This is a genomic window from Pseudomonas brassicacearum (assembly GCF_918698105.1).
GTDB lineage: Bacteria > Pseudomonadota > Gammaproteobacteria > Pseudomonadales > Pseudomonadaceae > Aquipseudomonas > Aquipseudomonas brassicacearum_F.
In genome coordinates this window covers 1-19,754 of the sequence record NZ_CAKKMI010000103.1, presented here as the reverse complement: position 1 = coordinate 19,754, position 19,754 = coordinate 1, and the positions used below count along the sequence as shown (strand labels likewise).

Annotated in this window: 22 protein-coding genes; 15 read left to right on the top strand and 7 right to left on the bottom strand. The window is 60.9% G+C overall.

All coding sequences use genetic code 11. The features are described from left to right. Nucleotides 1-83 precede the first annotated feature (83 nt). Entirely contained in the window at nt 84-1,427 is a 1,344-nt protein-coding gene (gudD, locus tag LQ215_RS26875) for a glucarate dehydratase (protein WP_230153337.1), read from the bottom strand. A 299-nt stretch (nt 1,428-1,726) separates the two neighbouring features. Between gudD and LQ215_RS26870 the strand changes: the two genes are divergently transcribed. Further along, complete coding sequence (locus LQ215_RS26870) at nt 1,727-2,440, top strand: FadR/GntR family transcriptional regulator (protein ID WP_230153336.1); 714 nt, start codon at nt 1,727-1,729, stop codon at nt 2,438-2,440. A 520-nt stretch (nt 2,441-2,960) separates the two neighbouring features. Here the strand turns inward: LQ215_RS26870 and LQ215_RS26865 are convergent. From LQ215_RS26865 to LQ215_RS26855, 3 genes are read right to left on the bottom strand one after another with little or no spacing between them, the layout of a single operon-like run. Further along, nucleotides 2,961-4,142, bottom strand: a complete 1,182-nt coding sequence (locus LQ215_RS26865; RefSeq protein WP_003200115.1) for an acetyl-CoA C-acetyltransferase — start codon at nt 4,140-4,142, stop codon at nt 2,961-2,963. Nucleotides 4,143-4,153: 11 nt separating this feature from the next. Further along, complete coding sequence (locus LQ215_RS26860) at nt 4,154-4,819, bottom strand: CoA transferase subunit B (protein WP_230153335.1); 666 nt, start codon at nt 4,817-4,819, stop codon at nt 4,154-4,156. A gap of 35 nt (nt 4,820-4,854) precedes the next feature. Further along, nucleotides 4,855-5,553 (bottom strand): CoA transferase subunit A, encoded by a 699-nt coding sequence (locus LQ215_RS26855; RefSeq protein WP_122568457.1) that lies wholly within the window; start codon nt 5,551-5,553, stop codon nt 4,855-4,857. Between the two features lie 130 nt (nt 5,554-5,683). On the opposite strand from LQ215_RS26855, the gene LQ215_RS26850 reads away from it, so the two are divergent. Then, a complete protein-coding gene (locus LQ215_RS26850) occupies nt 5,684-6,589 on the top strand; it encodes a LysR family transcriptional regulator (RefSeq protein WP_230153334.1) in 906 nt (301 codons plus the stop codon). Between the two features lie 126 nt (nt 6,590-6,715). Here LQ215_RS26850 and LQ215_RS26845 read toward each other — a convergent pair whose 3' ends face one another. Beyond that, the gene (locus LQ215_RS26845; protein WP_230153333.1) at nt 6,716-7,543 is read right to left on the bottom strand and encodes an NAD-dependent protein deacetylase; all 828 of its coding nucleotides are present in this window, start codon (nt 7,541-7,543) and stop codon (nt 6,716-6,718) included. Nucleotides 7,544-7,736: 193 nt separating this feature from the next. Between LQ215_RS26845 and LQ215_RS26840 the strand changes: the two genes are divergently transcribed. The 12 genes from LQ215_RS26840 to LQ215_RS26785 all read left to right on the top strand — a co-directional run bounded on the left by LQ215_RS26840 (nt 7,737) and on the right by LQ215_RS26785 (nt 17,339). Continuing rightward, complete coding sequence (locus tag LQ215_RS26840) at nt 7,737-8,246, top strand: ferritin-like domain-containing protein (protein ID WP_230153332.1); 510 nt, start codon at nt 7,737-7,739, stop codon at nt 8,244-8,246. 63 nt (nt 8,247-8,309) lie between these two features. Continuing rightward, complete coding sequence (locus tag LQ215_RS26835; protein ID WP_230153331.1) at nt 8,310-8,582, top strand: hypothetical protein; 273 nt, start codon at nt 8,310-8,312, stop codon at nt 8,580-8,582. Between the two features lie 35 nt (nt 8,583-8,617). Next, complete coding sequence (locus LQ215_RS26830; RefSeq protein WP_230153330.1) at nt 8,618-8,863, top strand: metallothionein; 246 nt, start codon at nt 8,618-8,620, stop codon at nt 8,861-8,863. Nucleotides 8,864-9,365: 502 nt separating this feature from the next. Continuing rightward, a complete protein-coding gene (locus tag LQ215_RS26825) occupies nt 9,366-9,743 on the top strand; it encodes a general stress protein (protein ID WP_230153338.1) in 378 nt (125 codons plus the stop codon). Nucleotides 9,744-10,011: 268 nt separating this feature from the next. Further along, on the top strand, nt 10,012-10,893 hold the full coding sequence (locus LQ215_RS26820; protein ID WP_230153329.1) for a manganese catalase family protein: 882 nt from the start codon (nt 10,012-10,014) through the stop codon (nt 10,891-10,893). A 106-nt stretch (nt 10,894-10,999) separates the two neighbouring features. Then, nucleotides 11,000-11,929: a ZIP family metal transporter gene (locus LQ215_RS26815; RefSeq protein ID WP_230153328.1), complete on the top strand. Its 930-nt coding sequence runs from the start codon at nt 11,000-11,002 to the stop codon at nt 11,927-11,929. Nucleotides 11,930-12,097: 168 nt separating this feature from the next. Beyond that, nucleotides 12,098-12,598 (top strand): ferritin-like domain-containing protein, encoded by a 501-nt coding sequence (locus tag LQ215_RS26810; RefSeq protein ID WP_230153327.1) that lies wholly within the window; start codon nt 12,098-12,100, stop codon nt 12,596-12,598. A gap of 264 nt (nt 12,599-12,862) precedes the next feature. Further along, the gene (locus LQ215_RS26805; RefSeq protein WP_230153326.1) at nt 12,863-13,492 is read left to right on the top strand and encodes a hypothetical protein; all 630 of its coding nucleotides are present in this window, start codon (nt 12,863-12,865) and stop codon (nt 13,490-13,492) included. Continuing rightward, nucleotides 13,492-13,923: a phage holin family protein gene (locus tag LQ215_RS26800; protein WP_230153325.1), complete on the top strand. Its 432-nt coding sequence runs from the start codon at nt 13,492-13,494 to the stop codon at nt 13,921-13,923. Before LQ215_RS26805 ends, LQ215_RS26800 begins: the two co-directional genes overlap by 1 nt. Next, nucleotides 13,920-14,729 carry a DUF3618 domain-containing protein gene (locus tag LQ215_RS26795; protein WP_230153324.1) on the top strand — a complete coding sequence of 270 codons (810 nt, stop codon included), beginning with the start codon at nt 13,920-13,922 and terminating at the stop codon, nt 14,727-14,729. Before LQ215_RS26800 ends, LQ215_RS26795 begins: the two co-directional genes overlap by 4 nt. Nucleotides 14,730-14,843: 114 nt before the next feature. Beyond that, nucleotides 14,844-16,250: a saccharopine dehydrogenase C-terminal domain-containing protein gene (locus LQ215_RS26790; RefSeq protein WP_230153323.1), complete on the top strand. Its 1,407-nt coding sequence runs from the start codon at nt 14,844-14,846 to the stop codon at nt 16,248-16,250. A gap of 150 nt (nt 16,251-16,400) precedes the next feature. Further along, entirely contained in the window at nt 16,401-17,339 is a 939-nt protein-coding gene (locus tag LQ215_RS26785; RefSeq protein ID WP_230153322.1) for a hypothetical protein, read from the top strand. A gap of 9 nt (nt 17,340-17,348) precedes the next feature. Here the strand turns inward: LQ215_RS26785 and LQ215_RS26780 are convergent, their stop codons facing one another. After that, nucleotides 17,349-17,543 (bottom strand): hypothetical protein, encoded by a 195-nt coding sequence (locus LQ215_RS26780; protein WP_230153321.1) that lies wholly within the window; start codon nt 17,541-17,543, stop codon nt 17,349-17,351. Nucleotides 17,544-17,878: 335 nt separating this feature from the next. Here LQ215_RS26780 and glsB point away from each other — a divergent pair, with 335 nt between their 5' ends. Further along, a complete protein-coding gene (gene glsB / locus LQ215_RS26775; RefSeq protein WP_230153320.1) occupies nt 17,879-18,787 on the top strand; it encodes a glutaminase B in 909 nt (302 codons plus the stop codon). Nucleotides 18,788-18,853: 66 nt separating this feature from the next. On the opposite strand, the gene LQ215_RS26770 is transcribed toward glsB, so the two are convergent. Continuing rightward, nucleotides 18,854-19,183 (bottom strand): hypothetical protein, encoded by a 330-nt coding sequence (locus LQ215_RS26770; protein WP_003200138.1) that lies wholly within the window; start codon nt 19,181-19,183, stop codon nt 18,854-18,856. Between the last annotated feature and the right edge of the window lie 571 nt (nt 19,184-19,754).

The window sequence follows — 19,754 nt, the reverse complement described above, 5'->3', positions numbered from 1 at the left end:
ATAGCGGAGTGTCAGTCAGCATCAATGTGGCTGACCCACCGCCATCGCGAGCAAGCTCGCTCCCACAAGGGATATTGCCCGCTTCAGCGAACCAGGCACGGCCGTTTGTTGTTGAACGTCCAGCCCGGAATCAGGTACTGCATCGCCACCGCATCGTCCCGCGCCCCGAGGCCCATGCCTTTATATAACTCATGGGCCTTGGCCAGTTGGTCGGTGTCCAGCTCAATCCCCAGCCCCGGTTTTTTCGGCACTTGCACGCAGCCGCCCTGGATCTGCAACGGTGCCTTGGTCAGCCGCTGGCCGTCCTGCCAGATCCAATGGGTGTCGATGGCCGTGATGTCGCCCGGTGCGGCGGCGGCCACGTGGGTGAACATCGCCAGGGAAATGTCGAAGTGGTTGTTGGAGTGCGAGCCCCAGGTCAGGCCCCATTCATTGCACATTTGCGCCACCCGTACGGAGCCCTGCATGGTCCAGAAGTGCGGATCGGCGAGGGGAATGTCGACGGACTGCAAAGTGATGGCGTGGCCCATCTCGCGCCAGTCTGTGGCAATCATGTTGGTGGCGGTCTTCAGACCCGTGGCGCGGCGGAACTCGGCCATGACCTCGCGACCCGAATAACCGTTCTCGGCACCGCAAGGGTCTTCGGCGTAGGCCAGCACCTTGTGCTGGTCGCGGCACAAACGAATCGCTTCCTTGAGTGACCAGGCGCCGTTCGGGTCGAGGGTGATGCGTGCCTGGGGAAAGCGCTCTGCAAGCGCCGTGACCGCTTCAATCTCCGCGTCGCCTTGCAGCACGCCGCCCTTGAGCTTGAAGTCCTGGAAACCATAGTGAGCGTGGGCAGCCTCGGCGAGGCGGACCACGGCGTCGGCGTCCAGGGCTTTCTCATGGCGCACGCGGAACCAGTCGTTGGCGGCGTCCGGCTCGCTGCGGTAGGGCAGGTCGGTCTGTTGGCGATCGCCGACGTAAAACAGATAGCCGAGCATCTTCACTTCATCGCGTTGCTGGCCTTCGCCAAGCAGGGCCGCAACCGGTACGTCCAGGTGCTGGCCGAGCAGATCCAGCAAGGCCGCTTCCAGGCCGGTCACCGCGTGGATGGTGATGCGCAGGTCGAAAGTCTGCAGGCCACGGCCGCCGGCATCGCGGTCGGCAAAAGCGTGGCGCACGGTGTTGAGGATCTTCTGGTACGTGCCGATGGGGCTGCCGACCACCAGCGAACGGGCGTCTTCGAGGGTCTGGCGAATGCGCTCGCCGCCTGGGACTTCGCCCACGCCGGTGTGGCCGGCGTTGTCCCTGAGAATGACGATATTGCGGGTGAAGAACGGGCCATGGGCGCCGCTGAGGTTCAGCAGCATGCCGTCGTGGCCGGCCACGGGCACGACCTGCATGCTGGTGATGATCGGGGCTTTGCGGGTGTCTTGGGTATGCATGGTTGTCCCACTCGTTGTTTTTATACGGGCATCGTATGACGGTGATGTTGATAGACATCATACAACTTGAAAATTTTATCTTACAAGCGTCTGTTGATTTTTGGGCTGCGTTCTGACCTTGGTTTTTTATTAATAGGTTGATTTTATTAAGTTTTATAGTGAGTTTAAGAATCTGATCGATTTGCGGCAGGCTGGCGAAGTTGCTGAATGGCTGCCATGATTGAGGTTGTCATACAAGTTGTCGGTCGATGTGGTTTTTTATCCGCCGCTCAGACCGCGCCGTTCAAGGACCCACCTCCATGCAGTCGAACACCGAAATGCCTGCCCGCAAGCGCACCCAAAATCTGGCCTATGACCTGGTGGAGAAGTTGAGCCAAAGTATTGTGCTGGGGCAACTGAAACCGGGGGAGAAGCTGCCCTCCGAAGGCGCCATCGTGCAGGCGCACGGGGTCAGCCGTACGGTGGTGCGCGAGGCGCTTTCCAAGTTGCAGGCTTCAGGGCTGGTGGAGACCCGCCACGGCATCGGCACCTTTGTGCTGGCGCAAACCGGCGAGCCGGGGTTGCGGCTCAATGTCGACACTGCGGCGGGGGTGCGGGCAATCCTGGAGCTGCGCCTGGGCCTGGAAACCCATGCAGTCGCCTTGGCGGCCCAGCGTCGCAGCGAACACCAGTTGCAGCAGATGCGCCAGGCGCTGGATGACTATCAGCGGCTGTCCAGCAACAACGACAGCTGTGTCGAGGCCGACCGGCGCTTCCATCTGCTCATCGCCGAAGCCACGGACAACGCCTGTTTTGTCGAAATCATGCAGCACCTGGGCAGTGCGATGATTCCCAGGACCCGAGTGAACGTGGCCGAACGCGGCCAGGCGGACCTGGGCAAACTGGCACAACTGGCCAACCTGGAGCATGAGGCGATCTTCAACGCCATCAAACGCCAAGACCCGGACGCCGCCCGCGCCGCCATGTGGCTGCACCTGACCAACAGCCGCGACCGGTTTGGCGCGGGTTCCTGACGGTTCACCGTCACCTGACCCACGCCATCGCGAGCAAGCTCAGCTCCCACAGTGGATCTGCGGTGGGCCGCGGATCTGTGAACACCCAAGCCCCCCTGTGGGAGCGAGCTTGCTCGCGATGGGGCCTGCACATTCAGCATCAATGCAAACTGACCCACCGCTTTCGCGAGCAAGCCCGCTCCCACAGTGGATCTGCGGTGGGCAGCGCATTTGTGAACACCCAAGCCCCCCCTGTGGGAGCGAGCTTGCTCGCGATGGGGCCTGCACATTCAGCATCAATGCAAACTGACCCATCGCCATCGCGAGCAAGCTCGCTCCCACAATGGATCTGTGGTGGGCAGCGGATCTGTGAACACCCAACCCCCCCTGTGGGAGCGAGCCTGCTCGCGAAGGGGCCGTCAGGCGATGCGCAAAACCAGCAGGCAAAAAAAACCGGCGCAACCGAGATTGCGCCGGTGGTGGTGCCAGTGGCTACGCGGATATTCGTGGGTCCGCGCAACCACCGTTGAACCTGTGTCGGTTATGCCCGTTCCAGCGCCAGGGCCACGCCCTGTCCGCCGCCGATGCACAGTGTCGCGAGGCCTTTCTTGGCGTCGCGCTTGATCATTTCATGCAGCAGCGACACCAGTACCCGGCACCCCGATGCGCCAATAGGATGGCCCAGGGCGATGGCGCCGCCGTTGACGTTGACCTTGTCCATGTCCCATTTCAGTTCCCGGGCCACGGCCAGCGACTGGGCGGCGAAGGCTTCGTTGGCTTCGACCAGGTCCAGTTGATCCAGCGACCAGCCAGCCTTGTCCAGGCAGCGGCGGGTGGCCGAGACCGGGCCAATGCCCATGATGGCCGGGTCGACGCCGGCATTGGCATAGGCACTGATTTTCGCCAGCACGGGCAGGCCCAGGGCCTTGGCTTTCTCCGCGCTCATCAGGATCACCGCGGCGGCGCCGTCGTTGAGGGAGGAGGCGTTGCCCGCGGTGACGCTGCCATCCTTCTTGAAGGCAGGCTTGAGCTTGCCCAGGGATTCGGCGGTGGTGCCGGCGCGCGGTTGCTCGTCGGTGGCGAACGCCACAGGGTCGCCTTTGCGCTGGGGAATCAGGATCGGCGTGATCTCATCGGCGAACCGACCGCCCTCGATGGCGGCGACGGCCTTCTGCTGGGACGCGGCAGAGAACGCGTCCTGCTCCTCGCGGCTGATGCCGTACTTGTCCACCAGGTTCTCGGCGGTAATGCCCATGTGGTAATCGTTGAAGGCATCCCACAGGCCGTCGGTGATCATGCTGTCGATCATCTTCGCGTGGCCCATGCGCAGGCCGGTGCGGGCGGCCGGCAACACGTACGGGGCCAGGCTCATGTTCTCCATGCCGCCGGCGATGATGACGTCGGCGTCGCCACAGCGGATCGCCTGGGCACCCAGGTGCAACGCCTTGAGGCCCGAGCCGCAGACTTTGTTCAGGGTCAGCGCCGGCACCGCATGGGGCAGGCCAGCCAGGATCGCCGCCTGGCGAGCCGGGTTTTGCCCGGAACCTGCGGTCAGCACCTGGCCAAGAATCACCTCATCGACCTGTTCACCCGACAAACCGGTCTGTTCCAGCAGGCGACGAATCACCGCGGCACCGAGTTCCGGCGCGGGAATGGAAGCCAGCGAACCCTGGAAACTGCCGATGGCGGTACGGGTAGCGGCGACAATCACGACTTCTTGCATCGAATCTCTCCTCACTGGGCAACGAACTGCATTTCAGGCACATGGTCCGGCACGATCAATTTGCCGGCGGTCTTGGCGACGATTTCCTCGACGCTGACGCCCGGGGCGCGTTCTTTCAGGATGAAGGCGCCGTCCTGGATTTCCAGGTAGGCCAGGTCGGTCAGTACGCGCTTGATGCAACCGGCACCGGTCAGCGGCAGGCTGCAACGCGGCAGCAGTTTCGACTCGCCGTCCTTGGACGCGTGGGTCATGGTGACGATGATGTTCTCGGCACCGGCCACCAGGTCCATCGCGCCGCCCATGCCCTTGACCAGTTTGCCGGGGATCATCCACGAGGCGATGTTGCCTTCGACATCCACCTCGAACGCGCCCAGCACGGTCAGGTCGATATGGCCGCCACGGATCATGGCAAACGATTCGGCCGAAGAGAAGATCGACGCGCCAATGCGCGCGGTGACGGTCTGCTTGCCGGCGTTGATCATGTCGGCATCGACTTCGGCTTCGGTGGGAAACGCGCCCATGCCGAGCAGGCCGTTTTCCGATTGCAGCATGACTTCCATGCCTTCGGGAATGTAGTTGGCGACCAGGGTCGGAATGCCGATGCCCAGGTTTACGTAGTAGCCGTCCTGCATTTCGCGGGCGACGCGTTGAGCCATTTGTTCGCGGGAAAGTGCCATGTTGTTATTCCTTCATTCGGGCCGGGGGCAGGGGATCACTTACGCACGGTGCGCTGTTCGATGCGTTTTTCGAACGTGCCGCAAATGACCCGGTCGACGTAGATGCCAGGGGTGTGGATCTGCGTCGGGTCCAGCTCGCCGGGTTCGACGATTTCTTCGACTTCCACCACCGTGATCTTGCCCGCCGTGGCGGCCAGTGGATTGAAGTTCTGGGCGGTGTGGCGATAGATCACGTTGCCGAAATGATCGGCCTTCCAGCCTTTGACGATGGCGAAGTCGCCGGTGATGGATTCTTCCATCAGGTACTGGCGACCATGGAATTCACGCACTTCCTTGCCTTCGGCCACCGGGGTGCCGACGCCGGTGGCGGTGAAGAACGCCGGGATGCCTGCGCCGCCGGCGCGCATTTTTTCCGCGAGGGTGCCTTGGGGGGTAAGTACGACTTCGATTTCACCGCTGAGCAGTTGCTTCTCGAACAGGGCGTTTTCGCCCACGTAGGAGGCGACCACCTTGCGGATCTGCCGGTCTTCCAGCAGCACGCCGAGGCCGAAGCCGTCGACGCCGCAGTTATTGGACACTACGGTGAGGTCGCGGATGCCCTTGCGCTTGATCTCGGCGATCAGGTTTTCCGGGATACCGCACAGGCCGAAGCCGCCGGCGATGACGGTCATACCGTCCTTCAAGCCTTCCAGCGCTTGCTCATAAGAGCTCACGCGTTTGTCGAAACCTGCCATAGACACCTCTTTTATTCTTGATGGGGTCGCAATGGGGTGCAGTGTTGCGCCAAGTCATATATTTGTTAAGTTGATTTTTAGGTTGGATTGATTGATAAAACTCAACAATAGACCTTGGAGCGTAGCGAGCATGACCCTCAAGCAAATCCGCGCCTTCCTCGCCGTGGCCCAGAGCCTGAGCTTTGCCGTGGCCTGCGAGCGGCTGCACCTGTCCCAATCGGCCTTGAGCCTGACCATCAAGGCCCTGGAAGAAGGCCTTGGCGGTCGTTTGTTCAGCCGCAATACCCGTAACGTGGCGCTGACGCCCGAAGGCGAATCCTTGTTGCCGCTGGCCCGCCGGCTGATTGCCGACTGGGACAACGCCGAGGACGAAATGCGCCAGCGCTTCACCTTGCAGCGTGGCCGCGTGACGTTGGCGGCGATGCCGTCGTTTGCCGGCAACCTGCTGCCGCCGATCCTCAAGACCTTCCGCGCCCGTTATCCGAATGTCAACGTCACGGTCAACGACGTGATCAACGAACAAGTGCTGGAAATGGTCCGTGATCGTCATGTCGAACTGGGCGTGGCGTTCGAGCCGATGCAGGGTTCATCATTGGCATTCACGCCCTTGTATCTGGATCGCTTCGTCGCGGTGGTGCCGCTGGACTCACCGTTTGCCCAGCGCTACGAAATCCACTGGGAAACCCTGCTGGAGCAGCCCTTCATCACGCTGCAACGGCCCTCCACCGTACGGGTGATGCTGGAAGAGCATCTACAGGCCCGTGGCATGAAACTGCCCGTGGAGTTCGAGAGCCACCAGTTGGCGACCGTCGGACGGATGGTCGCCAGCGGGCTGGGGGTGAGTGCCGTGCCGGCGCTGTGCGTCGGGCAGATGCATGAACTGGGTGCCCGTTGCATCACCTTGAGCGATCCGGTGATCGAACGGGCCATCGGGGTGCTGACCAAGCCGGGGCATGAACTGTCGGCGGCGGCGCAGGCGTTGTTCGATACGCTCAGGGATCAGGATTTGGGCACATTGACCGCAGGCCAACATTAACCCTGTGGGAGTGATGACCCTGTGGGAGCGAGCTTGCTCGCGATGGCGTCGGATCAGCCAGCGTTGATATTGACTGACACTCCGCCATCGCGAGCAAGCTCGCTCCCACAGGGGTATGGCGTGGTGTCAGATCAATAGTGGCAATAGTTGCTCACACGGCTCTTCCAGCTTGAGATCCAGCAGTTCATCGGCCCGGGTCTTGCCCCGGTTGATCGCCAGCAGCGGCTTGCCCTGGTCCTTGATGGCCCGGCACAGGCGAAACGCCGAATACGCCATCAGCGACGAGCCCACCACCAGCAGGCCGTCCGCTTGCTCGACGGCTTGCATGGCACGGGTCGCGGTGAGGGGGGCGACGTTCTCGCCGAAAAACACCACGTCGGGTTTCAACCGTTCGCCGCCGCAGTGGGGGCAGCGGGGCACCTGGAAGCGCGCCTCGAAGGCCGGGTCGAGCAGGGTGTCGCCATCGGGCGCTTGCACCGCATCGACGCCGGCCAGGTAAGGGTTTTCGGTTTCCATCAACTGTTGAATCTGCTGTCGTTCGCTGCGCTGGCCGCAATCCAGGCACAGCACGCGATGCAGGCTGCCGTGCAGTTCGATGACGTCCTGGCTGCCGGCCTGGTCATGCAGCGTGTCGACATTCTGGGTAATCAGGCCGGTGATGCGTTGCCGTGCCTGCAACTCGGCCAGGGCTTCGTGAGCCGCGTTCGGCCTGGCCTGCCGCACTCGCGGCCAGCCCAGCATCGCTCGCGCCCAGTAGCGTCGCCGTGCCTCGGCCTGGGCGAGGAACTCCTGGTACATCATCGGCTGTCGACCCCGGCGTACACCGTCGCTGTCGCGATAGTCCGGGATGCCCGAAGGGGTGCTGATGCCGGCTCCGGTGAGCACCAGGAAACGGCGCCCGGCCATGTGTGCCTGCAATTGATCGATGGGTGCTTGATGAAAGTCTTCTGGCATATCAAGGGCCACGTTGGTCTGGAGCTGTTGAGGTTAGCACTGCGATTGAGCAGGGAAATCCCTGTGGCGCCTTTCGTCGCCCTGGCCCCTGTTTTCTTCAAACTTCCCCTGTGCCGCGCTATCCACTTTTATGTGCGGTACTTCAGAACTGTCGCGCTGCGCTGCAGTAGCGACCACGGCTAAGGAGAAGGAAATGGCAACGCCTAAAGAGAACCTGCTGGATTGGCTCAACGACGCCCATGCCATGGAACAGCAAGCGGAAAAAATGCTCAAGGCCCAGGCCGAACGTCTTGAGCATTACCCGGCACTCAAGACCCGGATCGAACAGCACCTCGAGGAGACGCTCGGGCAGCAGAAGCTGGTGGAACAATGCATTCAGCGCCTGGGCGGCAGCACGTCGACGCTCAAGGACCTGGCCGGCAAACTCATGGCCTTCGGTCAAGCGGTGGGCGGGATGACGATGAGCGACGAAGTGGTCAAGGGGGCCATGAGTGGCTACGTGTTCGAGAACCTCGAGATCGCCTCTTACACCGTGTTGATCGAGGCCGCGAAAGTGGCGGGCGATGTGGAGACACAACGGGCTTGCGAACAGATCCTGCCACAGGAAATCGCCATGGCCGACTGGTTGCGCGACCACCTGCCGCAGATTACCGCAGCGTTCCTGGAGCGTTCAGCGGCCCCGCATACCGAAGCCAAGCGCTGAGCAGCAAAGAGCGGCCGGCCCTGTGGTGCGGCTGCTCCTGAAAACTGCCGAGAGAGCAAACGTATGAAGCAGACCAAGGGTGAAGTACGGGCCATCAATCGACAGAGTTCAATGGTGGGGGTGTACGTGGGGCAGGAGGATCGCCATACGGTGCTTGAGCTGAATCCAGCCAATGACATCGATATTGGCGACATCCTGGAATGGGACAGCGGCACGGCCTTGGGCACTCAGTCCTATCACAACCTGACCAAGGGCTGGACCGCCGATGTGTATGTGGCAAACCACGGTGTGGCGGCGGCGAACCTTGAGGTCCAATTGCTGGTGGGCTCTTCCTGACGGCGCCTTCAACCCGTTACCTCGGGAGAAAGAACATGAGCAACTTAAAGTGCGGTTGCCCCGATTGCCAATGCGAGGCGGACCCGCAACGGTTCAACCACGACGGCGAGGCTTATTGCAGCCAGGCGTGCGCCGAACAACATCCCAACGGTGAACCTTGCCCGTCGCCCGATTGCCATTGCGAACGCAGTGGCAAGGTGGGTGAGCGCAACATCACCAACAACCAGCTGGACGACGCGCTGGAGGAAACGTTTCCGGCGAGCGATCCGATTTCACCCTGAGCATTCTTGAATCCGGGTATCGGCGACAGGGTATCCGGACGCCGCAAGCCGGTCAGTGCGGTGGTGCAGGACAACGCCGGCAGCCCGCGAGTTTTGGCTTCCTGGAACGGCGCGAGGCCAGGGTGACGAGACCGGTGCAATGGGGTGCCGGCGTTGCCCGACCTTTGGCGGACAGCGTGGAAAGACACGCACTGTTTTCCTCGATGGGCCCCATGTGGGAGCGAGCTTGCTCCGGGCGGCGATCCGACGAAAGCGTCGGATCAGCCTGTATTGATATCGACTGACACACCGCCATCGCGAGCAAGCTCGCTCCCACAGGAAGTTTCAGTCTCGGCCTGTTTAATAATTTGATGCAATGAAAATCACGGCCGCGGCCATATAAATTGAGGATTGACCATTCGTCGCCGTTTACAGCGTTTCCTTAAAACCTTGGCGGCGTCATGTTTTCCGAATAAGACGAGTCAGCATGACTCGTGGATATCAACTAAACGAGGTGAATGAAATGGCTAACACAGGTAATAACAACCCTGGCAATTTCGCTAACGATCGTGAGAAGGCATCGGAAGCCGGGAAAAAAGGCGGACAGGCATCGGGGGGCAACTTTGCCAATAATCCCGAGCGCGCCTCCGAGGCTGGACGCAAGGGAGGCCAGGCCTCCGGCGGCAATTTTGCCAACGACCCTGGACGTGCCGCAGAAGCCGGCCGCAAAGGCGGGCAGGCCTCGGGTGGTAACTTTGCCAATGACCCAGAGCGGGCTTCGGAAGCCGGCCGCAAAGGTGGCCAGGCCTCGGGCGGCAACTTTGCCAACGACCGGGAAAAAGCCTCCGAAGCCGGCAGGAAAGGCGGTGAAAACAGCCACGGTGGCGGTCGTAATTCATAATGTCTCGTGGTCTCGCAGGTCCCGTGCCATTGGCACGGGACCTGTCCCGACTTGATGTTATGACCGCGTGTAGTCGGGTATATCGTGCTTGGCTTCGCTGATCTATTAATTGTTTTAATGCCGTCGACAAGTTGGTCTGGATTGTAATTGGCCATTCGTCTTCTGGTTTGAATAAAAACTAAATTTTATTCATTTAACTTCTTCAGACTTTCATGGACCTGCCGTACGCAGTGTTCTCATGACGGGTGCCTGAGTGAGGAGTTCAATTATGTTTCTACATAACAAGCGATTGCAGTACACCGTGCGTGTCGCTGAGCCTAATCCTGGACTTGCCAACCTGCTGCTCGAGCAGTTCGGTGGGGCTCAGGGGGAACTGGCGGCGGCGTCGCGTTATTTCACCCAGGCCTTGTCCGAGGACGACCCGGGCCGCAAGGATTTGCTGATGGACATCGCCACCGAAGAGCTCAGCCACCTGGAAGTGATCGGCTCGATCATCGTGATGTTGAACAAGGGCGCCAAGGGCAAGATGGCCGAAGGCGTGGAGAAGGAGGGCCAACTGTACCGGGACATCAACGGTGCCGGTAACGACTCTCACATCACCAGCCTGCTGTACGGTGCCGGTTCACCCCTGACCAACTCCGCCGGGGTGCCCTGGACTGCCGCTTACGTGGATACCATCGGCGAGCCGACGGCAGACATGCGTTCCAACATCGCTGCCGAAGCCCGGGCAAAAATTGTCTATGAACGATTGATGAATGTCACTGACGACCCTGGTGTAAAAGAAGCGCTGGGCTTTTTGATGACGCGTGAAATCGCCCATCAGTTGTCATTCGAAAAAGCGTTGCATGCCATCCAGCCCAACTTCCCTCAAGGTAAACTGCCAGGCATGCCGGAGTTCACCAATGTGTACTTCAATATGTCCCAAGGTGAACCTAGCGTGCGCGGCCCATGGAACCAGGGCGACGATTGGGAGTTCGTCGAAAATCCGGTGCCGGCGGTCGACGGTGGCGATGGCCTGGCCAGTGTGCAGTTGAGTGAAAAGGACGAGGCACTGTTGATGGACATGAAGGCGCGGACGATGTCCGACCCCGACAGTAACCCCACTACAGGCGCCGACTTGGGTTCGGGGATGCAAGGTGACAAACTGTAAACAAATGGCGGGGGAGGCGACTCCCTCGCCTGCTATTGCGACTGATCGTTGCGGCCATTGCCGCAACGATCAGCCATGCCAAGGTCGAGACCAGTAAGGACATTCGATGGACCAGCCCACCTCCCGGATTCGCTCCCCCTGGCGCACCTGGCTCAACCCTGTGCAAGACAACCTTTTGTTGGGGCTGGCGTTCTGGCTCGGGCTGGCGTTGGTGGCCGCGTTGTTGCTCTACAGTGGCTACAACGCTCTGGTGGGCGCCAATCGTCAACACCTGGGCTACGCCGTGCTGGGCGGTACCTCAGGTTTTGCCGCCACCGCCCTCGGGGCGTTGATGGCGGTGGTGCTGCGGGATATCTCCTCGCGCACCCAGGACATCATGCTGGGGTTTGCCGCCGGCATGATGCTCGCCGCCAGCTCGTTCTCATTGATCCTGCCGGGCATCGAAGCGGCACAAATCATCTGTGGCAACCAGCTGCTGGCCGCGTTTGTCGTCGTGGTTGGCCTGGGCCTGGGCGTGGCCCTGATGATCGGCCTGGACCGTTTCGTGCCGCACGAGCACGAACTCAGTGGCCGGCGTGGTCCCCAGGCCGAGCGTATCAATCGTGTCTGGTTGTTCGTGCTTGCCATCACCTTGCACAACTTGCCAGAAGGCATGGCCATCGGCGTCAGTTTTGCCGGCGGCGACTTCAAGGTCGGCCTGCCCCTGACCACTGCCATCGCCATCCAGGACATCCCCGAAGGCCTGGCCATTGCCATGGCGCTGCGGGTCACCGGTATCAGCACCTTGCGTGCCGCGCTCATCGCGGTCGGGTCGGGGTTGATGGAGCCTTTGGGCGCGGTGATCGGCTTGGGCATGTCCTCGGGCGTCGCCGTCGCGTACCCCATCAGCCTGGGGTTGGCGGCGGGGGCGATGATCTTCGTGGTGTCCCACGAGGTGATCCCCGAAACCCATCGCAATGGTCATGAAACCCCGGCCACTCTGGGGTTGATGATGGGGTTTGCGGTCATGATGTTTCTCGACACGGCGTTGGGTTGAAAGATTCACCGATACCCTCTGTCAATGTTTCGGCAAATTTCTGGAACGCCCGAAAATCTCTCCGAGTCAGTGTTGATGACAGGTGAAGCGGCGCATGCCGGCTTCACCTCATCAACCTTTCGAGGTTCGCCAAGTGGCGTGTCTTTTTTTGCCCAGAGGATGATTGAGATGGCCAGAAAAACCGTAACGGACCTGTTCATTCACGAACTGTCCGACGTCTATAGCGCTGAAAAACAGATCACCCGTGCCTTGCCGCGCATGGCCCGGGCCGCCACCAACCCCTTGCTCGCACAAGCCTTCAACGATCACCTGGAAGAAACCCAGGGGCAGATCGAACGCATTGATACGCTCGTCGAAGTGGCGGGTATCAAGCTCAAGCGCATGAAGTGCATCGCCATGGAAGGGCTGGTGGAAGAGTCCAAGGAGCTGATTGAAGAAATCGAAAAAGGTGCGGTGCTCGATGCGGGGCTGATCGGCGCGGCGCAGAAAGTCGAGCATTACGAAATCGCCAGCTACGGCACCTTGATTGCCATGGCCAAGCACTTGAACCTGGGCGATGAAGTGGTCGGCCTGCTGCTGGCGACCCTCAAGGAAGAAAAAGCCACCGACGAGAAACTCTCGAAAATTGCCGAGCAGGGCGGTAATCAGGCGGCAACGATGGATTCCTGAGGTCTACGTCGCGACCTTTGTGAGGAGAGCTTGCTCCCTCGCAAAGGCGAAATTGAAATCGGGCATTGGTGTTCACTCCAATGCCCTTTTTATTGTCTAAAAAAACCATCCGGCGGCCCTAACGACCACACAGCATCCAGTATTCAAATTCGTTGGAACTAGGTTTCAGCGCGCTCCGTCATTTGTTCTGAGAGGCACTTATTCGGGCATCGCTGCGGCGGTTGCCTGTAGTTGAGTTTTTCACCACGGAGGCGATGGACAGACATGACTATCCCGGACAACAACCCCGATCAATCACGCGATAACCGACCCGATGACATCAAGGCGCGAGTGAACGACGCCATCGGCAGCGCACGCGAACAGGCCGATGCGCACTTCGGCCAATACCGCGATACCGCCGCCGACCAGATCGATGCGCTGGCGCGGGGGGCCAAGTCGGCCGGCTCGGAACTCGAAGCCAGCGATCCCCTTGGGCTGTCCCACTACCTGGCGGACATGGCGGACTCGATGACCGGCCTGGCCGGCAAATTACGCAACATGAGCGCCGAGCAACTGCTGCACGATGGCGCCCGTCTGGCCCGGGACAATCCAGGGCTGTTCATGGCCGGCAGTGTCGCGGTGGGCTTTGGGCTTTCGCGTTTTTTGAAGGCGGGCAGCCCATCCATCGCCAGCGAAACCGAAGATCCGGCAGCCGGCCATTCCAACCCGCCGGCCGGTGGTTTTGCCGCGCACCGACCCTTCGACCAGGTCCCCGATCCCATCGGCCCCGGTGCCGGGACTGCCAGTGGCATGGCCACAGGCATCACCCCGACATCGCCCAGTGTACAGGACCACCCCAGTGACGCCGCCACGGGCTCGCTGCCTGGCTCGGCCAATATCAGAGGAGAGTTGTGATGAACCGACATGAACCCGATATGCAGCGTAGCGCCGGGGCTTCGGTGTCCGATAACGACGCTTCGGTGGTGGGGTTGTTGAAGCAATTGACCCACGAAGTCCCCTCGCTGTTTACCAAGGAACTGGCGCTGGCCAAGGCTGAGTTCCAGGCCAGTCTCAACACCCTCAAGGCGGGGATTGCCGCGGTGGCCGGTGGGGCGCTGGTGCTGTTGGCCGGCTTCATCATTCTGCTGATGGCGGTGGTCTATGGCCTGAGCACCGTGATGGCCCCGTGGCTGGCGGCGCTGATCGTGGGCGTGGTGGTCATGATCATCGGTTTGGTCATGGTGCAGTCGGGCAAGAAACAGTTCGAGCCGTCTCACTTCAAGCCTGAGCGAACGCTCGATGCCTTGAACAAAGACCAGGAAGCCTTGCGGAGGAAAGCCTCATGAAGGATGAATTCAAAACCGAATCCGAAAAGAGCCCGGAGACCATCGAGCGCGAAATCGACGAGCAACGTGCCCATATCAGCCATATCGTCGATGCCTTGGGCAGCAAGTTCACGCCAGGGCAAATGCTGGATCAGGCCCTGGGGCTTGTGAAGGGAAATGGCGCCGAATTTTTCGGCAACCTGGGCACTACGGTACGCAACAATCCAGTGCCGACCGTGCTGACCACGGTCGGTCTGTGCTGGTTGATGCTTGGCCAGAACCATCCGCCGCGGGCCGGATATCGCGTCGGTCCCGACCAGGACTCCAGCGCCTGGAGCGATGGGCTTGCCGATGGCCTGGACAGTGCTCGTGAACACCTGCACAGCAGTAGCGATTCGTTGCGCGAAGGCTTTCACCACCTCAAGGACAAGGCCGCGCACCTGGCGGACGACTTGGGCGCCAGCGCCCGGCATGCCCGGCACAACGCTCACCAGGCGGGCGAGCGCATGGCCCAGGGGTCGCAAAACCTGGGCGATGAATTCAGCCGCCTCTTCAAGGAGCAACCGCTGATGATGGCGGCTGCGGGTATTGCCCTAGGGGCGATGCTGGGAGCGGCATTGCCCAGCACCTCCACCGAACAGCGAGCGATGGGCAAGACCAGCGCCGATCTGGCCGACAAGGTCAAGCGCACGGCGCGGGAGGGCTATGAAACGGTGCGCGATACGGTGAGCAAGACCACTGAGCATCGTGACGAGCCCTCCGCCATGCCGGCCAACGAACGGGCATCCTCTGGCGCGGACTTGTCCGGCGGGCTGGGCACTTCGTAGGGGAACGCGGGGCGCGGCGCAGGAGGACCTGCGCCGTACCTGTCAACATTGACAGTAGCCTCGATTTTCGTTCGGTTATTTCATGGGCGCTACACCCTTCCCAGGAGGCAGCGCATGAAACGTCAGATCCCGTTCACAGGCCATCTGATTTTCATCGGCTTCGGTTCCATCGCCCGGGCCACGTTGCCCCTGCTGCTGGGGCAGGATCACGTCGTGGTCAAGCAGATCACCGTCATCGCACCGGTGATCGACCAGAACATCTGGTTCAAGGAGCGCGGAATTCGCTTCGTTCGCAAGGCCTTGACCAGGCCAACCTACGTGCAAACGCTGGATCGCGTCGTCAAGCGCGGGGATTTCATCGTCAACCTGTCGGTCGAAGTCAGCTCCCTGGACCTCATGGCCTATGCCTTCGAGAAAGGCGCATTGTACCTCGACACCTGCGTAGAACCGTGGGCTGGGGGCTACGACGATCCGCACCTGGATCTTTCCCATCGCACCAATTACGCCTTGCGCTATCAGGTGCTGGACCTGCAAAAAAAGTTGGGCAAAGGCCCGACGGCGGTGGTGGCCCATGGTGCCAACCCCGGTTTGATCACCCATTTGCTCAAGGCCGGATTGGTTGAATTGGCGATGCAACTCAAGCATCCGTTGCCACAACAACAGGACGGTGTGGATTGGGCCAGACTGAGCATGGCATTGGGCATCAAGGTCATTCATTTTGCCGAACGTGACAGCCAGCGCGCCCGGGCCCCCAAGGGGGACGATGAGTTCGTCAACACCTGGTCGGTGGAGGGCTTCATCAGCGAGGCGCGCCAGCCGGCGGAGTTGGGGTGGGGCACTCATGAGCGGACTTGGCCATCCACTGCCCGGCGCCATCGTTTCGGCAGTCGCAACGCGATCTATCTGGAACGCCCGAGCGCCAGTGTCTTGGTCAAGACCTGGACCCCGGTGGGCGGGCCCTGCCTGGGGCTGATGATTACCCACCACGAAACCGCTTCGACGTCCGACCTGTTGACTTTAAAGGAGCAACGCAGGTTGGTTTATCGACCCACCCTGCATTATGCCTATCACCCGTGCAACGATGCCTGGCTGTCGATCCATGAGCTGATCGGTCGCGGCTGGGAAACCCAGGCCCGACAGCGGATTCTCAACGGCGAAATCGACCCCGGCGGGGTGGATGCCTTGGGCGTGTTGCTGATGGGCCATGAAATGAACGCCTACTGGTTCGGCTCGGTGCTGAGCATTGACGAGGCGAGGGCCTTGGTGCCCTTCAATAACGCCACCAGCCTGCAAGTGGCGGCAGGTGTACTGGCGGGGATCGTCTGGGCCATCGAACATCCGGATCGCGGTATCGTCGAGCCGGAACAGATGGACTACGAACGGGTATTGGAGGTCGCCAGGCCTTACCTGGGGACCTTGGTGGGCAAGCGTACCGATTGGACACCGACGGGTGCCCTTCACAAAGCATCCGGCGACGCAGCGGCCGACGCCTGGCAGTTCGAGCATTTCACCCGGTTTTGAGAATCCTTGTAGGAGCGAGGCGACCTATACTCAACTCCGTGGATGACCTGGATCCGGGGGGGCGCGACTGTGCTGCGTTCGCTGATGTTGGCCGTTATGCTCGTTCTGGCGGGGTGCGCCACGTCACAGCGCGGTCAACAGGCTGCCACGGTGACGATTGACCAGGCCACTTGGCGACAGGTGGACCAGCAGATCATCGCCGCCTCGAAAAGCGCTATCGAACAGGCCGGGCTTTATGCCCGCGGGTCGATGGAGCATTGGCGTGTGTTGGTCTATGAGCGTACCGAGGCCGAGTTCATCCCCTGGTTCAGCAGCTACTGGACCCAGGAATGGCTGGCGGTGAAGGTCAGTTGGTACGCCGCCAGCGCCGAGGGCGAGGCGGATTCCTCGGCCAGGCGCCTGGCGGTCTACCTGCAAGAGCAATACCGCGAACAGGTGCTGGAGCCGGTGGCCGTGGAAATCGATCCCGAGGCAATCAGGGCCACCGCGACGAACTACTACATACGCCAGCTCAATCAACAGGTCCAAGTCATCGCCCAGCGGCATCGAATCCCGAACGAACTGATGAACCGTCGCCTGCACGGCATTCCTGCCGTCAACCTGGGGCCGCCGGCGGCGCGTAACGCGTCATTGTACGAGATGATCCATACCGAACCGCTGAACACACTGCCGGCTTATACGGCCCTGATCGATCACGTCAACAAGGCCGCTGCCACAGGTGCCGGGCCATCGGAGGCGGTGATCGCAACGGTGGCGCAACGCACCAGCGAGAAAATCGAGGCGCAATTTGCCACCCGTGGGGCGACCGGCGCGGCGGCAGCAGTAGCCGGGAAGGCCGCCGGCGCATTGATCTCGGTGGGCGTGGCGGGTATTCGCGCGATCATCCACGAAGGCGAGCGGCCGGAAATGGAGGCGCAGATCCGCAAAAGCCTGAGCGCCGCGTTCGATGAGGCGTGGTCCAAGTCGCTCAAGCATCCCCTCAGCGGGGTGATGGCGCCGGTGTACTACCTGGACGAGGAAATAGAAGGCAACCTGGTGGAGGCGGACCTGGCCAATCGCGCGGTGGCATTGCCGGACATCAAGCCGTGACGGGCTGGCTCATTCCGATCCGAGGGTGACACGACAACCTTTGCGTCGGCGGATCTGCTCGTCCGATGGGCGCTCCTTGATGAACTCGAAGCGCGGTTCGCCTTCGCTGTAGATCACCAGCCAGCCCCATTCCAGCTCGTTTTCATCCTGCCCGGGCTTGGGCGGTGAGGCCCACCAGGGTTCTTTTTGCATGATCTGGCGCATCGTCTACTCCTGCCGATTGATCCTTTGAACTATAGACCGCTCGATTTGACGCCCGGCGCCCCCGAAAAATGTTGAAGAGCATGAGGCAAACACATTTTGTGGCGAGGGGATTTATCCCCGTTGGGCTGCGAAGCAGCCCTTCGAATGCCTGGACACGATAAATCTGATACATCCAGAAGGCAGATTGGGGCCGCTTCGCGACCCAGCGGGGATAAATCCCCTCGCCACAGGATGTGTTTACGCAGTTTGATGAAACAGTGTGCTCTGACCCCGCCCACCAGCGTCTAGCGTCTGTATCCCCGCACTCGAACGGGGAATGACTGGACCCCGCGCATATGCAAGCACTGTTGAACGAGATCCTCGATGCGGTTCGCCCCCTGATTGGTCAGGGCAAGGTGGCCGACTACATACCGGCCCTGGGCACTGTGGCGCCCAACCAGTTGGGCATTGCCGTGTATGGCAACGACGGCGAGTTGTATTGCGCCGGCGACGCCGAAACAGCGTTTTCGGTGCAGAGTATTTCCAAGGTGTTCAGCCTGGTGCAGGCCATCGGGCATTCCGGCGAAGCGATCTGGGAGCGCCTGGGCCATGAGCCGTCCGGCCAACCGTTCAATTCCCTGGTGCAACTGGAATTCGAACGCGGTCGACCACGCAACCCGTTCATCAACGCCGGCGCGTTGGTGATCTGCGATATCAACCAGTCGCGCTTCGCCGCCCCGGCGTTGTCGATGCGCGATTTCGTGCGCCGCCTGTCGGGCAACCCGCAGGTAATGGTGGACGGCAAGGTCGCCGAATCGGAATACCAGCACCGCGCGCGCAACGCGGCGATGGCGTACCTGATGCAATCGTTCGGCAATTTCCATAACGACGTGGAAGCGGTGCTGCGCAGTTATTTCAGCCACTGCGCCCTGCGGATGAGCTGCATCGACCTGGCGCGGGCGTTCTGCTTCCTGGCCAACGACGGGTTCTGCAAGCACAGCGGCGAACAGATCCTCAGCGCCCGGCAGACCCAGCAGGTCAATTCCATCATGGCCACCAGCGGCCTGTACGATGAGGCCGGCAACTTCGCTTATCGCGTCGGCCTGCCGGGCAAGAGCGGGGTCGGTGGCGGGATTGTCGCCGTGGTGCCGGGGCGCTTCACGGTGTGCGTCTGGTCGCCTGAACTCAACGTCGCCGGCAATTCCCTGGCCGGCATGGCGGCGCTGGAATTGATGAGTCAGCGGATTGGCTGGTCGGTGTTCTAGGGGCTTGTCCCACAAACAAAAGGGCCCGCTCCTGGATCAGGAGCGGGCCCTTTTGTTCAGGACGTATCAGCAGAGGCGGTCGATGACCCGGACCTCGGAAGTGTTCTGCATCGACTGCCAGGCCTGGGTCAGCGTCTGCAACACGCGACCGATGAAGTCTTTGTCGGCCGCGGCCTTCTTGCCAACGTAGCCCTGGCCACGGCGGTACATCTTCAGCCGGGCACCCAGCTCTTGCGTGTTCTTTTCGAACTCGTCTTCGCGGGTGTAGGGCGACAGGCAGTCCATATGCACCTGGCCAGTCTTGCTGATCCACAGGATATGGCTGTCGAGCGTGTCCTTGTGTGCTGCGAATATGCGAGCCAGTTCATCAATAGATGGTTGATTATTCAGATTCATGTGTAAGCCCCTTGACCATTTGGTTGATCTGTCTGGTGGTTCGCAAAAACTTCGCTACTCGGTAAGTACGTGCCTGCTACCGAAACCAGGCCGTCAGCATTCTTCCGCCTGACTTCGACGGGGTCGTGCATCGGTTGTGTAGTGTTATCGAAGGGCTGCTACGCAAATGCGCTACAACGAGGAGAAACAGCGAAGAATCTTCAGGCAGTGTCAACTTTCGAGGGTCGACCACGCGCGTCATGAGGATTGATCGCCGGCGTTTCTCGTCCTTGTTACCGGACGGTCAGGCCAGGTCAGCACCTTCAATCTGCCTTGTGGGCAGTCCCTTATCCAAAAAACAGCTCGGCGGTCAGACGAGCTTGCTCAAACAGTTGCCTGTACTCCCGATCGGGGAGACGTCTGCATCATGCAAGGGCAAATCGGAGGCGTCAACGGTTTTGTAGTGATTATTTTTGGTCACTACATGTTGTCGGACAAAACGGTTTGGGTATGAGGATTTCCAGCCGGACCCCATTCAATGTGGGAGCGAGCTTGCTCGCGATGGCGGCGTATCAGCCAACATTTTTTTAGC

What these genes read in the sequence shown, in the direction of transcription:
- gudD (WP_230153337.1), bottom strand. Translation starts at nt 1,427, where the DNA reads ATGCATACCCAAGACACCCGCAAAGCCCCGATCATCACCAGCATGCAG.
- LQ215_RS26870 (WP_230153336.1), top strand. Translation starts at nt 1,727, where the DNA reads ATGCAGTCGAACACCGAAATGCCTGCCCGCAAGCGCACCCAAAATCTG.
- LQ215_RS26865 (WP_003200115.1), bottom strand. Translation starts at nt 4,142, where the DNA reads ATGCAAGAAGTCGTGATTGTCGCCGCTACCCGTACCGCCATCGGCAGT.
- LQ215_RS26860 (WP_230153335.1), bottom strand. Translation starts at nt 4,819, where the DNA reads ATGGCACTTTCCCGCGAACAAATGGCTCAACGCGTCGCCCGCGAAATG.
- LQ215_RS26855 (WP_122568457.1), bottom strand. Translation starts at nt 5,553, where the DNA reads ATGGCAGGTTTCGACAAACGCGTGAGCTCTTATGAGCAAGCGCTGGAA.
- LQ215_RS26850 (WP_230153334.1), top strand. Translation starts at nt 5,684, where the DNA reads ATGACCCTCAAGCAAATCCGCGCCTTCCTCGCCGTGGCCCAGAGCCTG.
- LQ215_RS26845 (WP_230153333.1), bottom strand. Translation starts at nt 7,543, where the DNA reads ATGCCAGAAGACTTTCATCAAGCACCCATCGATCAATTGCAGGCACAC.
- LQ215_RS26840 (WP_230153332.1), top strand. Translation starts at nt 7,737, where the DNA reads ATGGCAACGCCTAAAGAGAACCTGCTGGATTGGCTCAACGACGCCCAT.
- LQ215_RS26835 (WP_230153331.1), top strand. Translation starts at nt 8,310, where the DNA reads ATGAAGCAGACCAAGGGTGAAGTACGGGCCATCAATCGACAGAGTTCA.
- LQ215_RS26830 (WP_230153330.1), top strand. Translation starts at nt 8,618, where the DNA reads ATGAGCAACTTAAAGTGCGGTTGCCCCGATTGCCAATGCGAGGCGGAC.
- LQ215_RS26825 (WP_230153338.1), top strand. Translation starts at nt 9,366, where the DNA reads ATGGCTAACACAGGTAATAACAACCCTGGCAATTTCGCTAACGATCGT.
- LQ215_RS26820 (WP_230153329.1), top strand. Translation starts at nt 10,012, where the DNA reads ATGTTTCTACATAACAAGCGATTGCAGTACACCGTGCGTGTCGCTGAG.
- LQ215_RS26815 (WP_230153328.1), top strand. Translation starts at nt 11,000, where the DNA reads ATGGACCAGCCCACCTCCCGGATTCGCTCCCCCTGGCGCACCTGGCTC.
- LQ215_RS26810 (WP_230153327.1), top strand. Translation starts at nt 12,098, where the DNA reads ATGGCCAGAAAAACCGTAACGGACCTGTTCATTCACGAACTGTCCGAC.
- LQ215_RS26805 (WP_230153326.1), top strand. Translation starts at nt 12,863, where the DNA reads ATGACTATCCCGGACAACAACCCCGATCAATCACGCGATAACCGACCC.
- LQ215_RS26800 (WP_230153325.1), top strand. Translation starts at nt 13,492, where the DNA reads ATGAACCGACATGAACCCGATATGCAGCGTAGCGCCGGGGCTTCGGTG.
- LQ215_RS26795 (WP_230153324.1), top strand. Translation starts at nt 13,920, where the DNA reads ATGAAGGATGAATTCAAAACCGAATCCGAAAAGAGCCCGGAGACCATC.
- LQ215_RS26790 (WP_230153323.1), top strand. Translation starts at nt 14,844, where the DNA reads ATGAAACGTCAGATCCCGTTCACAGGCCATCTGATTTTCATCGGCTTC.
- LQ215_RS26780 (WP_230153321.1), bottom strand. Translation starts at nt 17,543, where the DNA reads ATGCGCCAGATCATGCAAAAAGAACCCTGGTGGGCCTCACCGCCCAAG.
- glsB (WP_230153320.1), top strand. Translation starts at nt 17,879, where the DNA reads ATGCAAGCACTGTTGAACGAGATCCTCGATGCGGTTCGCCCCCTGATT.
- LQ215_RS26770 (WP_003200138.1), bottom strand. Translation starts at nt 19,183, where the DNA reads ATGAATCTGAATAATCAACCATCTATTGATGAACTGGCTCGCATATTC.